This is a genomic window from Vibrio sp. 1457 (assembly GCF_033340195.1).
Lineage (GTDB): Bacteria > Pseudomonadota > Gammaproteobacteria > Enterobacterales > Vibrionaceae > Vibrio > Vibrio alginolyticus.
Window position 1 is genome coordinate 315,955 of record NZ_JAWOWA010000004.1, and the last position, 14,442, is coordinate 330,396.

General features: G+C 44.7%; 15 protein-coding genes. 1 reads left to right on the plus strand and 14 read right to left on the minus strand.

All coding sequences use genetic code 11. The features are described 5' to 3' along the window. Positions 1 to 13 precede the first annotated feature (13 nt). The 7 genes from recR to R7Z41_RS06715 all read right to left on the minus strand — a co-directional run bounded on the left by recR (position 14) and on the right by R7Z41_RS06715 (position 5,759). The gene (gene recR / locus R7Z41_RS06685; protein ID WP_005380619.1) at positions 14 to 613 is read right to left on the minus strand and encodes a recombination mediator RecR; all 600 of its coding nucleotides are present in this window, start codon (positions 611 to 613) and stop codon (positions 14 to 16) included. 30 nt (positions 614 to 643) lie between these two features. Next, a complete protein-coding gene (locus tag R7Z41_RS06690; protein ID WP_005380618.1) occupies positions 644 to 973 on the minus strand; it encodes a YbaB/EbfC family nucleoid-associated protein in 330 nt (109 codons plus the stop codon). 82 nt (positions 974 to 1,055) lie between these two features. After that, on the minus strand, positions 1,056 to 3,161 hold the full coding sequence (dnaX, locus tag R7Z41_RS06695; protein WP_206970954.1) for a DNA polymerase III subunit gamma/tau: 2,106 nt from the start codon (positions 3,159 to 3,161) through the stop codon (positions 1,056 to 1,058). 8 nt (positions 3,162 to 3,169) lie between these two features. Next, entirely contained in the window at positions 3,170 to 3,715 is a 546-nt protein-coding gene (apt, locus tag R7Z41_RS06700) for an adenine phosphoribosyltransferase (protein ID WP_005380615.1), read from the minus strand. A gap of 162 nt (positions 3,716 to 3,877) precedes the next feature. Further along, a complete protein-coding gene (locus R7Z41_RS06705) occupies positions 3,878 to 4,264 on the minus strand; it encodes a YbaN family protein (RefSeq protein WP_080276930.1) in 387 nt (128 codons plus the stop codon). A 33-nt stretch (positions 4,265 to 4,297) separates the two neighbouring features. Continuing rightward, positions 4,298 to 4,429, minus strand: coding sequence for a hypothetical protein (locus R7Z41_RS06710; protein ID WP_005380608.1), 132 nt, complete (start codon positions 4,427 to 4,429; stop codon positions 4,298 to 4,300). Between the two features lie 223 nt (positions 4,430 to 4,652). Then, positions 4,653 to 5,759 (minus strand): response regulator, encoded by a 1,107-nt coding sequence (locus R7Z41_RS06715; protein WP_005380606.1) that lies wholly within the window; start codon positions 5,757 to 5,759, stop codon positions 4,653 to 4,655. 289 nt (positions 5,760 to 6,048) lie between these two features. On the opposite strand from R7Z41_RS06715, the gene R7Z41_RS06720 reads away from it, so the two are divergent. Further along, positions 6,049 to 6,924 (plus strand): LysR family transcriptional regulator, encoded by an 876-nt coding sequence (locus R7Z41_RS06720; protein WP_005384959.1) that lies wholly within the window; start codon positions 6,049 to 6,051, stop codon positions 6,922 to 6,924. Positions 6,925 to 6,990: 66 nt separating this feature from the next. On the opposite strand, the gene purF is transcribed toward R7Z41_RS06720, so the two are convergent. The 7 genes from purF to R7Z41_RS06755 all read right to left on the minus strand — a co-directional run. Beyond that, complete coding sequence (gene purF / locus R7Z41_RS06725; RefSeq protein ID WP_005380592.1) at positions 6,991 to 8,505, minus strand: amidophosphoribosyltransferase; 1,515 nt, start codon at positions 8,503 to 8,505, stop codon at positions 6,991 to 6,993. Positions 8,506 to 8,541: 36 nt separating this feature from the next. Next, a complete protein-coding gene (locus R7Z41_RS06730) occupies positions 8,542 to 9,033 on the minus strand; it encodes a CvpA family protein (protein WP_005380590.1) in 492 nt (163 codons plus the stop codon). Between the two features lie 61 nt (positions 9,034 to 9,094). Further along, a complete protein-coding gene (locus R7Z41_RS06735; RefSeq protein ID WP_005380588.1) occupies positions 9,095 to 9,688 on the minus strand; it encodes an SPOR domain-containing protein in 594 nt (197 codons plus the stop codon). Between the two features lie 14 nt (positions 9,689 to 9,702). Beyond that, entirely contained in the window at positions 9,703 to 10,965 is a 1,263-nt protein-coding gene (gene folC / locus R7Z41_RS06740) for a bifunctional tetrahydrofolate synthase/dihydrofolate synthase (protein WP_132936862.1), read from the minus strand. 46 nt (positions 10,966 to 11,011) lie between these two features. Beyond that, positions 11,012 to 11,938, minus strand: coding sequence for an acetyl-CoA carboxylase, carboxyltransferase subunit beta (gene accD, locus R7Z41_RS06745; RefSeq protein WP_005380583.1), 927 nt, complete (start codon positions 11,936 to 11,938; stop codon positions 11,012 to 11,014). 197 nt (positions 11,939 to 12,135) lie between these two features. Continuing rightward, positions 12,136 to 12,930: a tRNA pseudouridine(38-40) synthase TruA gene (gene truA / locus R7Z41_RS06750; RefSeq protein ID WP_005380566.1), complete on the minus strand. Its 795-nt coding sequence runs from the start codon at positions 12,928 to 12,930 to the stop codon at positions 12,136 to 12,138. A gap of 142 nt (positions 12,931 to 13,072) precedes the next feature. After that, a partial coding sequence (locus tag R7Z41_RS06755; protein ID WP_318128756.1) for a FimV/HubP family polar landmark protein occupies positions 13,073 to 14,442 on the minus strand: 1,370 nt, incomplete at its 5' end.

Consider the following 14,442-nt stretch of genomic DNA (forward strand, 5'->3'; position numbering starts at 1 on the left):
CAGCGGCTTTTTATTAAATTCTGTGTCGACCTAATAGCGAATGTGACAACGTCGTGCCATCAACAAGCTCTAGCTCCCCACCGACAGGCACACCATGCGCGATGCGGCTGGCATCAACTTGGTGCTCTTTACATAGCTCTGCGATGTAGTGGGCAGTGGCTTCACCTTCAACTGTTGGGTTTGTCGCCAAAATCACTTCGGTAATATCACCGCGACGTAAGCGGTAATCAAGGACATCTAATCCAATATCACTTGGACCAATACCATCTAATGGCGACAAATGCCCCATAAGAACAAAATACCGACCAGAATATTGGCCTGTTGCTTCAACGGCTGCGATGTCTGCCGGGCTTTCTACCACACAAATTTGACCATTTTCTTGGCGTTTTGGGTTGGTACAAATATGACAGACTTCTTCTTCGGTGAAGGTTCGACACTCAGTACAATGACCTATTTCTGTCATTGCCTGACTCAGCGCATCTGCAAGCTGCAAACCGCCTTTTCTATCGCGCTGTAACAAATGAAAGGCCATACGCTGCGCTGACTTGGGGCCAACCCCAGGTAGACAACGTAAGGCCTCCATCAATTGCTCCAGCATATGACTGGTACGCATTAAAAGTCCGCTTAATTAAATATCAGCAGATTAGAATGGCATTTTCATGCCTGGTGGTAGTTGCATACCGCCAGTTACAGAAGCCATTTTCTCTTTTTGAGTTTCTTCAACACGACGGGCTGCATCGTTGAACGCCGCAGCGATCAGATCTTCAAGCATTTCTTTGTCGTCTTCCATCAAACTTTCATCGATGTCAACACGACGTACGCTGTGACTACCAGTGATAGTAACTTTAACTAGGCCAGCACCAGACTCGCCAGTTACTTCCATATTCGCGATTTCTTCTTGAAGCTTTTGCATGCGATCTTGCATTTGCTGGGCTTGCTTCATTAGGTTGCCCATACCGCCTTTACCAAACATGTTTATCTCTCTGGTTTAATGAGGTGTTGCATCAATTAATGGGGTTATACCTTTGGGTTTTCAACCCCATTCCATTCGATTATTAGATAGGGCGCACACTATCTTTATCAAGCTCTGCAGCAAAACGACGTTCAATAAATTGAACATTTGGATCGTTTTCTAAACTGTTCAGCGCTTGCTGTAATTTCTCTTGGTAGAGCCTATCTCTCAGTTCAAGTGGTGTTTCTCCACTCTCCCCTATTTCGATGCTCATGTGGCACTCTTCACCTAACACGGTATTAAGTGCTTTGAGCAATTCGGCTTGAGCTCTATCAGTATTCAAATGAGCTTGGCTGCTTCTCAATAGTAACGAAACGGTTGTTCCTTCCTTACTATAATGAGAGTTTAGCGCAAGTTGCTCTACCAGCTTAGGGATCTCCATTAAGCTGATGAGCTTCGCCCATTCATTATGTTCTAATGACTCATCGATGAGCTTTTGTGCCATTTCAGGCGTTTTCTCATGCTCAAGTGCCTGCTTGAGCTGCGTAGGTGTCAGTTTTGTATTTACTTTTGTCTCAACAGGCTTGCTTGGACGCCAGCGATACGCTTCCTCAACTTGTGGCTCCGTCGACTTCGGAGCTGAGTTTGGCGACACCTGCGCGGAATTGCCATGCAATTGCGCTACTCGGTCGATAACCGATTCTGGTTGTGCAGATGCCGCTTTAGGCTTTTTTGAGCCACCATTTTGAGGAGTGTTCTGTTGTAGGCCTTGACGCTGAGAACGTAATTGGTGACGTAAACCGCTTAGACCACCGCGCGCCGGTGTTGAAACGCTCTCTTGCACTTGTTGAGGTGGCGTTTCATGCTGCGGTGCAGGGTTTTCGCTCATCGGCGGCGCCATATCATACTGTGGCGGAACCCTCTCATATCCACTCGCGTGATATTCAGGTTGTGAATTGGATGAAGGTTGAGGCGCCACTTGTGGTGAGCTTTGTGCTGGACTCGGCTGCTGAGCTCGAGGAGCTGCTACTGTCTGAGCTGGTGCAGTCTTTGATTGACTGGCACTTTGAACTGGGGCTGAAGCTGATTCGCAGTTACTGGAAACAACATTTGCCCCACTGTTACTTGATGGGCGGAACGCCATCATACGCAGCACAATCATTTCCAGACCGACTCGCCCATTTGGCGAGAGGGTCAAATCTTCACGACCTTTCAATGCAATTTGATAGTAAAGCTGAACGTCTTGCGGGCTTAGAGCTTTACTCAACAGCTCAATTTTCTCTGCATCTGGTTGTGCTCGGTCTAACGACGCGGGCAACGCTTGATACATCGCAATTCGGTGTAACTGTGTTGCGACTTGCTGCAACAAACCATCCCACTCAACACCATTTGCCGCTAATTGTTGGATTTTATCCATAGCTTGTTGAGGTTTCTTGCTGCTGATTGACTCTAGTAAGTGAATCGCTTGGTCGGTATCAATCGTCCCCAACATGTGGCTGACAATATCGGCTTGCACCGCACCGTTACCTAATGCAATTGCTTGATCAGTCAAGCTAAGAGCATCACGCATACTGCCATCTGCAGCATGTGAAATCATACCCAACGCTTTTGGCTCTGCTGAAACTTGCTCTTGACCTAGGATGTAATCAAGTTGCTGGTGAATATCATCAACGCTGATTGGTTTCAGATGAAACTGAAGACAACGCGACAATATAGTGACAGGCAGCTTTTGTGGATCAGTTGTTGCGAGTAAGAACTTCACATACTCTGGCGGCTCTTCCAGGGTTTTCAACAACGCATTGAAAGAGTGACGCGATAGCATGTGCACCTCATCGATGAGGTACACTTTAAAACGTCCACGAGCAGGTTTGTATTGAACGTTGTCTAACAGTTCACGAGTGTCTTCAACTTTAGTACGTGATGCTGCGTCGATTTCAAGAAGATCGACAAAGCGACCTTCATCAATTTCACGACAAGTATCACACTTACCACAAGGTGTCGCGGTAATGCCGGTTTCGCAGTTCAAGCCTTTGGCAAACAGCCTACCGATACTCGTTTTACCCACACCACGAGTCCCGCTGAACAGATAAGCATGGTGTAAACGGTTTTGCGCCAGTGCGTTTTCCAACGCCGTCAGGACATGTTTTTGTCCGACAACTTGGTCAAACTGATTAGGACGCCATTTTCGCGCTAAAGCTAAATAACTCATTGAATGTATTAATGTCCTTCAAAATCGCAAATGCTGTACACGTTTAGACCTAGTGCTTCTAAACGTTTATCACCACCGATTTCTGGTAGGTTGATAACGAACGCAGCGTGCTCAACTTCACCACCCAGTTGGCGAATCAGCTTAGTCGTCGCTTCAATAGTACCGCCCGTTGCCAATAAATCGTCGACAACCAGTACTTTGTCGCCTTCAACGATGGCATCTGTATGGATTTCTAGTGTATCAACGCCGTATTCAAGCTCATAAGATTGAGCAACAGTAGGACGTGGTAGCTTGCCTGGTTTACGCACTGGTACAAAACCAACACCTAGCTCAAGCGCTAAAGGCGCACCAAATAAAAAGCCACGAGCTTCCGTACCCACAACCTTGGTAAAGCCCATATCTTTGTAACGTTCAACAAGTAAGTTGATCGTCGCTTGGTATGCTTTTGCGTCTTCAAGAAGGCTCGTCACATCACGAAATAGAATGCCTGGCTTTGGGTAGTCTTGGATGCTTTTGATGCTAGATTTGATCAGTGAAATTGTTTCTGTAGTCATAATACCGATTTACTTAGATTGGCTCATCGCCCTCTCTAATCGCAGTATCACGAGGGCAACGAACAATAGGTTTTCACCACTATGTGCTTATTTTCGTAAAAGTCACAGGCGCTGAAAATACAAACGCCCACTCGAAGAGCGGGCACACTATTCTCTACAATCTTAGTGATTTTCTTCTCGGTCAGCAACCAACTCAATCACAGGCAGACGCATAAACCAGCTGAGTAAAACGATTAGCATCACTAAAAGACCAATTTTTACCCAAACGAGGGGGACAACAACGATTGAAACCATGAAACTAAGCGCAATAAAAATCGCACCACGCTTTTTTACTTTTGAAGTAACAGCCCGATGCTTATGCCAATTGTCGAGAATGGGTCCAAACGTTTTGTGGTTATGTAACCATTGATGAAATGCGGGGCTACCACGCATAAAACATGCGCTAGCAAGCAAAATAAAAGGTGTGGTGGGTAAAAGTGGAAGGGCTATGCCGGCTATGCCGAGCACAATACAGAGTCCACCAACGGTATTGAAAAAGTAACGCTTAATACGAATGGTGAACTCCGGTACAAAATAGCTAGATTAAAAGCCTGCGTAACCATTCATTACACGAAGCCAGGTTAGCGTTGCAGGAAGTGTTGGGATCAAAAGAACTGCAATAAAACCTAAAAAGTAAAAAATATTATAAGGCTCTTTAAAATCTTTGTCTGCCATGATGTGTCTTCTCACTAGTTGACTTTGCTTCTCCCAAGGCACAGCGTTAAATTATCGTTGCACAAATGGGTCATTATTGTTTTAAGCGATGACTATACATTAAACAGCCAAATCTAAACACCAGTAAAAAGTAAGGTTATTAAACTAAACGTATGTTGTTTTGGTGGTTCTAAAAAGATAATAAGCAGCGTAAGGACGCTGCTTATTGGTTTGCAAGTCATAATTATACTAGTCGGGATTTCCGGGTAATACTTAAACTAAAACTTGAAGAACCTAAACACCCGATAGATAACTGTCCTGCAACACTAAGCGGTAAATCGCGGGTGATGAAGTTTTTCATACTTCCTCCCCCTAAACGGTTACCTGCTGCGATGTGTTGATTCGTATTTCCGTCAGACCAATGGCTATCTAAACCCGCAGGCAATATAGAGACCGAGGATGAAGCGAGGTCGGCGACACCAAACACAGCATTGACTGCACCCGCACACTCCGAACACTCAATTCCTTTTTCAATGATCCCTACCATGTCCTTGAGATCAGCACTGAAACTTTTCAAGTTACGGAGATAGTCGTCAAACAATGCCCTAACGAGCAATGTCGTCGCAACGCCATCATTAGCTTGGGAAGCAGAATCAACGAGATAAAACGCAAATTGACCATTCATTAACCAACGATAATCGAAAACCAAGGGCATCACATCCGTCGATTGCAATAAACGGTACGAGCAGCGCCAATCTCCCTGAGCAGCATCCTTCTCTGGCAATAGCGCTTGCAGTAAATCTCTTGCCGCACTCGGATTCTGTTGTAAATATTCCAGATGCCAATACAGCTCTTGTTCATCTGGGATTTCACCACCATCATCAACCCTGAACCACTGACTTGAAAAGTCACGTTGTTCTGAGAAGTGGCTATCGGTATCTTCTAGCGTATTCTCTATCGCCTGAGATAGGTGCTCATAATTACCTATCGGTTTAGGAAGAAAATCTTTAATACCAAATCGCAACGCTTTCGCGACATCGGACATTTCATCCGTGCCTGATACCACGATAAGCGGCATATATGGGTATTCGAGACTAACTTCTTCGACGAACTCGATACCATCTAAGACCGGCATCGATAAATCACATAAGATAAGATCGGGTTGGCATTCCCTGAGTTGTTGAAGCGCTTCTAGGCCGTTTTCTGCTTCTACTACTTTAAAACCCTGACTTTCTAAATAGGCATTGGTTACTTTACGAAATATTGGATCATCGTCCACCAACATTATTAGTTTTTGATTAATCACTTCCTGTGCCGAGACCATTGCCGTTTGACTGTGAGTCTTAAACATACCTTTATCCCTCACAAAGCTCAGTCAAAAAAACAGATTTATTATTAAGTCATTATTTTTGTTGTGTTTACTTCCAGCAAAACGTGTCACAGCAAGACCTGAGGCCGCTTTACCTTGTTATAAAACTTAGCTCGGAAACTGCATTAATACAAATATTACGGCGTATAACAGTATTTACTCAAACAGGGTTGCTGTGTTCAAATGATGCAACATGTTGACTTAAAGCAAGCTTTGATCACAAAGTTAATTATAAATTAACCGTAATCGGTAATTTAATGTGTCTGGAAATATGAAATTAGATGACTTAAACCTGTTTCGACTGGTTGTCGAAAATGGGAGCTACACCGCAACTTCGCGAAAAACCATGATCCCGGTTGCGACCATCACCCGACGCATTCAAGCGCTAGAAGACTCTGTCAATCTTCGACTATTGAACCGTCATGCTCGCAAACTTTCGCTCACTGAAGCAGGGGAACGTTTTTACCATGAGTGCTCTCCTTTACTACAAAGGCTAACAACCGCAGCAGAGGAAATCACTGACGACTGCCGAGGAGCATCCGGCAAGATTAAGATATCCGCGCCTTACAACTTAACTAAACGAATGATGATGCCGATGTTCAACAGCTTTATGAAGCAGTACCCGGACATCAACATTGAGCTAACGACAGAGAATAATGCGGACAAGCTTGACCCTACTGAATGGGATGTAATTTTTCGAGTGGGACCTCAACGCGACTCTAGCCTCATCGCGCGTAAGATTGGCGAAGTGAAGGATATTCTCGTTGCAAGCCCTGACTATCTAACCTCGAATCCTGCGCCACATCATGCAGAAGAGCTCTCTAACCATTCATTGCTAAAAGGGTACCCGCTTATTAAGTGGACCTTGATTAATAGCAAAGGCGAGTCTGTGGTGAATGTTGACCGTGGTCGTTTTCAAGCAAACGCGCTCAATGTGGTGCGCAGTGCTTGTTCCGAAGGTTTAGGCATCACACTAATGCCAGATGTCATGATCAAAGAGTACATCGAGAGCGGCGATTTGGTACGCGTACTGCCAGATTGGAGTGCAAACCCGCGCGACATTTATATGCTTTACAACCACAAAGACCACCTGCCAGAGAAAGTTCGCCTCTTTATTGACTTTGTGATCGCTTATAACATTCACTAACTAGATAGCGAAAACAAAAAACCAGAGCCAAAGCTCTGGTTTTTTTACGACTTAAGAAAGCGCATCCTATGCGCCTTCGTTATGAAGCTCTAGATTTGCTAAATCCTGTTGGATTTCAAGTTGTGTTTTCGCATCATCATTACGAAGACCATCTAAAAAATCTAGGTATTGTTGGTCAATATCACCCGTTACGTATTCGCCGTTAAACACGGAAGTATCGAACTGAGTAATGTCTTGATTTCCAAGACCTACAGCTTCTACCAAATCTTCTAGGCGTTGATAAATAAGCGCATCGGCACCAATCTGCTTACAAATTGTATCGTTGTCACGGCCATGGGCAATAAGCTCTGTAGCACTTGGCATATCAATGCCATATACGTTCGGGAAACGAACTTCAGGGGCCGCTGAGACCATGTACACTTTCTTGGCACCAGAATCACGAGCCATCTCAATAATCTGCTCTGACGTTGTACCACGAACAATAGAGTCATCCACCAGCAACACGTTCTTACCTTTGAATTCCGAACGAATAGCATTCAACTTGCGACGTACTGATTTCTTACGTTGTTGCTGGCCAGGCATGATAAACGTACGTCCAACATAACGGTTTTTCACGAAACCCTGGCGATAAGGGATATCGATCGCTTGAGCGATTTGCAGTGCAATGTCGCAAGACGTTTCAGGGATAGGAATGACAACATCGATATCAAGGTTTGCATAATCTTCACGAATACGTTCGCCCAGCTTTTTACCCATTTCAACGCGAGCGCTGTATACCGAAATTTTATCGATGAACGAATCCGGACGAGCAAAGTACACGAACTCGAAAATACAAGGGTTAAGCTTAGGATTATCTGCACACTGCTTCGTGTAAAGCTCACCGTCAAACGTTGCGTAAATCGCTTCCCCAGGTGCAACATCACGGACGAAATCAAAACCGACCGCATCCAATGCCACCGATTCAGACGCAACCATGTACTCTGCTCTGCCGTTAACTTCACGCTTACCTAAACACAGCGGGCGAATACCGTGTGGGTCACGAAATGCAATCATACCATGACCAATGATCATAGCTGTCACAGCATAAGCACCGCGAATTGTGCGATGAACATTGGTGACTGCGCGGAATACGTCTTCGGTCGTGACATTTCCTTTTACTGAGTCAATTTCGTGCGCCAGTACATTTAGTAATACTTCAGAGTCTGAAGTGGTATTGATATGACGGCGATCTTTTTCAAACAGCTTCTGACGAACTTCGTTAGCGTTAGTCAAGTTACCGTTGTGGGCAAGTGTAATACCGAAAGGAGAGTTTACGTAGAAAGGTTGAGCTTCTGAAGCGCTTGAACTGCCTGCTGTAGGGTAACGAACATGACCAATTCCGACCTCGCCTTGCAGGCGTTGCATGTGTCTTGCTTCAAATACATCCTTGACTAAACCGTTCGCCTTACGTAGACGAAAACGATTGCTTTCTATGGTACAAATACCAGCGGCATCTTGGCCACGATGCTGTAACACCGTTAACGCGTCATAAATAGACTGGTTTACAGGCGTTGTGCCCACGATTCCAACAATACCACACATGTCCTAATCCTCGATTTGCGACAGTAGCTGGCACTACTAGATAGTGCCAGACAGAAAACTTGATGTTGCTTGTAAATGCTCGAAGAATGGGGCGATGATACGGCTGAACTCAGGGATCAACTGTGAATCTTTCCACCAATCCGAGCTTGGGAATGCAGTAAACGCATCCATAAAAAACAGCACCGCAGAAACAATTAAGACTCCGCGTAGACCACCAAATACAATCCCGAGAATTCGGTCCGTACCTGATAGCCCTGTTTTTTGTACCAGTTGACCAATGACGTAATTCACCACTGCACCAACTACCAAGGTTGCGACAAATAACGCCGCAATCGCCGCTCCGTTACGAAACATATCATCTTCGATGTTGGTGAAGTACACCGCCAATTTGGCATAGTAATTACTGGAGATAAAAAACGCTCCGAACCAAATCACCAAAGACAAAGCTTCTTTAGCAAAACCGCGAACTAAACTGATCAGAGCTGAAAATCCGATCACACCTAAAATGATAAAATCTATCCAATTCATCTTTTCTTCATCTTAAGTTGGCGCGCATTTTAACAGAAAAAATGCTGACGCAAACGTTTTCTTATGGATTTAATGGCTTAAATTTAAGCAATTGACCTTTTGAACCTGTAATTTTTTGTAATTCTTGAACTTGTCGTTCAAGTTTACTTTTTGACACATCAGGGCCAACAATCACTCTCGTAAACTCGTTTTCTTTCTTTGTGTGAGCTTGATAACCACGCTTTTGCAAATCCGCGACAAGCGCGACAGCATTTTCGTGATTCTTAAGTGCCATCAACTGAATGATCCAAGCTGAATCTTCATATTGATTTTTCTCTTGAACAGGACGAGTGACGACCTCAACTTGCTCTGGTTGTTTGATGACCTCAGGTTTAGATGTTGGCACTGGCTCGGGCTCAGAAACGGCTACTTGAGCATCCTCACGTTCTTGCACTACAGCTTCAACCGGAGAATCCGGTAACGTAATGTCGTCTTCCACTGGCTCTAATATTTCGAAGTTTTCCACATCACTATCAAGTTCTGGTTTGATAGGAATACTGGCAAATTCTTCTTTGTAGTGCAGTTTCTTACCATCTAGCACATCGGGAAGAACAATGACTCCGACTGCGACTAGAATGATGGTGCCGACTAAACGACTTTGGAATTTACTTGCCATCAAAATACCTTTACTTATTTATTATTTGATTGCCAATGTTCCAATACCTCTCCGACGGTATGGAATGAGCCAACCACCAGAATAACGTCTCCTGCCTTTGCGTGGCTTCTCGCACTCTCGAAGGCGTCAACAGGGTTTTCAAAATGAACTTGCCCATCAGGTAAGTATTGGCACAATTCATCAGCGGTCGCCGCTCTCGGTCCAGTAAGCGACGCTGGATACCATTGTGTTGCAACTGGAGTTAGCGCTTCAATGGTTGCTTTAATGTCCTTGTCATGCAGCATTGCAACCACAATATGGATATTCTTACCCAGATATTGTTGCTTCACTCTTTCTACCAAATACTCAGCAGAGTGCGGGTTATGAGCGACATCAAGGACTATTTCAGGTTCGTGATGCAGTACTTGCATACGCCCCACCAAACGAGCATTATTCAAGCCATTGACAATATTTATGTCAGTGATTTGCAATTCCGAAGCCCCTAGTGCCATCAGTGCAGTGGCTGCATTTTGTAATGGTAGCGATGGGATTGGTAAATCCTCTAACTCAAATGCCCCACTGCTCCATTTCCAACCATTATCAGTTAGTTGGTAATCGTACTGAATACCTACTTGGAAGAACTCAGAACCAATATCGTCAGCATGAGCCGCCACGGTCGCTGGTGGCGTTGGTTGACCACAAATTGCTGGCTTCCCTGAACGGTAAATGCCCGCTTTTTCAAAACCAATAACATTGATGTCATCACCAAGCCAATCCACATGATCGATCGCTAAGCTCGTAATAACAGAAACATCATGGTCAACAACGTTAGTGGCGTCTAGACGGCCGCCAAGTCCTACTTCAAGTAAGACAACGTCAACTTTCTCTACTTGGAAAATACGTAGCGCAGCAAGCGTACCGAATTCAAAGAGGCTAAGGCTAACATCACCACGCTGCTTTTCTACATAATCGAATGCTTCACAGTGCTTGGCATCTACAACGTCAACGCCATTAATGCGTACACGCTCATTGTAACGAATCAGGTGCGGAGAACTATAAACACCGACTGAATAGCCAGCATCAAGTAAAATGGCTTCCATTAACGCACACGTTGAGCCTTTGCCATTGGTTCCGGCAACGGTGATTACGGTTGGAGCTGGTTTGGTAAGATTGGCTTTGTTTGCTACCGCTTGGACACGGTCTAAGCCTAGATCAATTGCTGAGGAATGAATATTTGCTAAATAATCAAGCCACATCTCTAATGAAGATGTGGCTTGAGGAATTGGGTTTTGGGTCATCTAACTTTAACCATTAAATTCTTTGGTTTTTATGTTAGTTGATACTTTACCCTTTTTCGTCCGCTTCTGGTACAGAATATGGCTCTTCATTTGGAGATTCGTTAACCGAAACCACCAAAGGAGACTTGTGGTTAGTCATCTTAGCGATAAGACCACCCACACGCTGACGCATTTCACGACGGTCAACGATCATATCAATAGCACCGTGATCAAGTAGGAACTCACTACGCTGGAAACCTTCAGGAAGATCTTCACGTACAGTTTGCTCGATTACACGACGACCAGCAAAGCCAATGAGGGCCTTAGGTTCACCGATGTTGATATCACCCAACATAGCCAAACTTGCTGATACACCACCCATTGTAGGGTCAGTTAGAACAGAAATAAACGGCAGACCTTTTTCTGATAAACGCTCAAGCGCAGCACTGGTTTTTGCCATTTGCATAAGAGACATTAAAGCCTCTTGCATACGAGCACCACCACTTGCTGAGAAACAAACAAGCGCACAGTTATTTTCAATGGCTGCATCCACTGCTTTCACAAAGCGAGCACCAACGACTGAACCCATTGAACCACCCATAAAGGAGAATTCAAACGCACACGCCACAAGCGGCAGACCAAGCAATTCACCCTGCATCACAACTAGCGCATCTTTCTCACCGCTATTTTTTTGTGCAGCAGAGATACGCTCTTTGTATCGCTTAGAATCTTTAAATTTCAGTTTATCCTGTGGCTCAAGTTCAGAACCTAATTCAACTCGATTACCTTCATCTAAAAATGTTTCCAAACGACGACGCGCTTTCATACGCATGTGATGGTTACACTTTGGACAAACTTCTAAGTTACGCTCTAGTTCAGCATGGTATAAAACCTGTTCACAAGAGGTACATTTAGTCCACACACCTTCTGGGATAGAAGCTTTGCGTGAACTTACTAGATTGCTTTTCTCTAAAATCTTTTCAAGCCAACTCATGGAAGACCTTTTCTCTCAACTCTTCCGCTTCATTGCGAAAGATATAAATTCGACATAATACCGACGGATTAAACCATATCTTGCAGCTACTGTAGATAAAAAACTGGTTGTACCTATTTTTGATATCGTAAATAGCGTATGTTTTCCGTTCACATTCAATGTAAACACTACCGATATTTTGAAATAAGTTTGTAAAATTAGTTCAAATTATCTGGTAAAAACAGTGGACCGATCGGCACTTCAGGTAACCCAAACTCTTCTGGGTAGTCTACATCTACCAGGTACAGACCTTCCGCTTTCGCTGTTGCACCCGCTAGTTTGCGATCTTTGGCTTCTAATAACCACTTGATCCATTCAGGACTCTCTTCGCCACGTCCAACTTTTATCAAGCTACCCGTGATATTACGAACCATATGATGCACGAACGCATTAGCTTTAATATCAATAACCACATAGTTCCCATGGCGCGTAACGTTCAGATGCATCAAGTTTCGAAATGGGCTGCGAGACTGACAATGCGCCGCGCGAAACGACGTAAAATCATTTTCGCCAAGTAGGAACTGCCCTGCTTCATGCATTTTTTTCTCGTCGAGCTCACCATGATAGTGACTAACCCCCGAGTTTAGGATGCCTGGACGTAAAGCATGATTGAAAATAATGTAACGATAACGGCGCGCTGTCGCTGAGAATCTTGCGTGGAAATCATCTGAAACTTCCTTAGCCCAACGAACCGCTATATCACTTGGCATGTTCGCGTTTGCGCCCATGGTCCAAGCTACCATTTTTCGAGTAACGTTGGTATCAAAGTGCACAACTTGTCCCGTGCCATGCACGCCTGCGTCTGTCCGACCAGCACACTGAACTTCAACTGGGTGATTAGCGACGACGGACAATGCTTTCTCTAGCTCTTCTTGGACACTTTTCACTTCTCTTTGGCGCTGCCAACCAAAGTAGTTTGTACCGTTGTACTCGATACCTAATGCGATTCTCATCTTAACCTTCGAACTCTAAAATGGGGCGGGAAGTATATACTCAAGTCACCTCAAGTTGCCAGTTTCACCAAGGGTGACATAAAGGTAGCATCCTACTAACGGGACACAAAAAGGGTAGCAAACGCTACCCTTTTGTTTCGGTTTATCGGCCATTAATGGCATCAATCAGGCTTTTTGCTTCGCGGCGAATATCATCCTCACCGTAAACAATCGCCTCTTCTAGTAGTTTAATCGCCCCTTGAGAATCGTTCATCTCGAGATAGATTTTAGCCAAATCCAGTTTCCCAGCCGCTTCAGCATTGTTATCTACGTCAATATCGCCGATCTCGCCGATAACATCTGGAAACTCGTTCAATCCGACATCGAGCTTAAGGTCTTCTTCTTCGAACTCACCACCTTCTCTGTCGACCTGAGCCATCAATTCATCAATCGTCATAAATTGATTTTTCTTCGGGTCGAAGTCATCCAAGTCGCTTTGCTCTGCCCAGTTTTCTTGCGCGATCTCTGGCTGACTTAGTGCATCACTCGAATTCCAAACATCACGCTGGTCCTCAGGCACTTCTTCAGTAGAACTTACGTTATCAGCAGCGGGTTTAAAGCCATCCCAATCATCTCCAACATCAAGCATGGTTTCAAAATCCATACCTGCACTTGCGATGGTGTCACTGTCTAGTTTACCTTCAAATACTTCTGAGTTTGCGTCTTCCGCAAGAAGGTTAGCCATTGATGATTCATCATCCAAATTACTGAGCGGCTCACCCTCTGTCGCTGTTGGCTGCACTTCTGGGTCAGTATCAAAGCCGTTTTGCTGCGCAAATACTTCAAACAAAGCATCATGATCGTTATCGGCTTGAATAGCTGGTCTCGATGTCTCTGCTTCAACCTTAGGGCTCTCTGACGCACCCTCGTTCATTGACGCGAGAACATCTTCCTCATTGAACTCTGGAAGATCTTGGTCGTCAAAACTTAACTCTTCATCCTCACCGGAGATTGGTTCTATATCTGCAGTCTCAGAGCTCGGTAATTCTGGCTCTTCTTCCATCGACGCCAAGGCATCTTCTTCGCTGAACTCTGGCAAATCGAGCTCATCAAAATTGAACTCTTCTTCGGACTCAGTTGGCAAGTCGGCTTCAACTTGTTCTAGTTCAATGGACTCGGACGTTTCTAACTCCGGCTCATCCACCATAGACGCCAATGCGTCTTCTTCACTAAACTCAGGAAGATCCAGCTCATCAAAATTGAATTCATCTTCTGATTCAGCTGGCAAGTCGGCTTCAACCTGTTCTGGCTCAACGGACTCGGACGTTTCTAACTCCGGCTCATCCGCCATAGACGCCAATGCGTCTTCTTCACTAAACTCAGGAAGATCTAGCTCATCAAAATTGAATTCATCTTCTGATTCAGTTGGCAAGTCGGCTTCAACTTGTTCTGGCTTAACGGACTCGGACGTTTCTAACTCCGGCTCATCCGCCATAGACGCCAATGCGTCTTCTTCACTAAACTCAGGAAGAT

Coding starts and splice junctions, on each gene's coding strand:
- recR (WP_005380619.1), bottom strand. CDS start 613: ATGCGTACCAGTCATATGCTGGAGCAATTGATGGAGGCCTTACGTTGT.
- R7Z41_RS06690 (WP_005380618.1), bottom strand. CDS start 973: ATGTTTGGTAAAGGCGGTATGGGCAACCTAATGAAGCAAGCCCAGCAA.
- dnaX (WP_206970954.1), bottom strand. CDS start 3,161: ATGAGTTATTTAGCTTTAGCGCGAAAATGGCGTCCTAATCAGTTTGAC.
- apt (WP_005380615.1), bottom strand. CDS start 3,715: ATGACTACAGAAACAATTTCACTGATCAAATCTAGCATCAAAAGCATC.
- R7Z41_RS06710 (WP_005380608.1), bottom strand. CDS start 4,429: ATGGCAGACAAAGATTTTAAAGAGCCTTATAATATTTTTTACTTTTTA.
- R7Z41_RS06715 (WP_005380606.1), bottom strand. CDS start 5,759: ATGTTTAAGACTCACAGTCAAACGGCAATGGTCTCGGCACAGGAAGTG.
- R7Z41_RS06720 (WP_005384959.1), top strand. CDS start 6,049: ATGAAATTAGATGACTTAAACCTGTTTCGACTGGTTGTCGAAAATGGG.
- purF (WP_005380592.1), bottom strand. CDS start 8,505: ATGTGTGGTATTGTTGGAATCGTGGGCACAACGCCTGTAAACCAGTCT.
- R7Z41_RS06730 (WP_005380590.1), bottom strand. CDS start 9,033: ATGAATTGGATAGATTTTATCATTTTAGGTGTGATCGGATTTTCAGCT.
- R7Z41_RS06735 (WP_005380588.1), bottom strand. CDS start 9,688: ATGGCAAGTAAATTCCAAAGTCGTTTAGTCGGCACCATCATTCTAGTC.
- folC (WP_132936862.1), bottom strand. CDS start 10,965: ATGACCCAAAACCCAATTCCTCAAGCCACATCTTCATTAGAGATGTGG.
- accD (WP_005380583.1), bottom strand. CDS start 11,938: ATGAGTTGGCTTGAAAAGATTTTAGAGAAAAGCAATCTAGTAAGTTCA.
- truA (WP_005380566.1), bottom strand. CDS start 12,930: ATGAGAATCGCATTAGGTATCGAGTACAACGGTACAAACTACTTTGGT.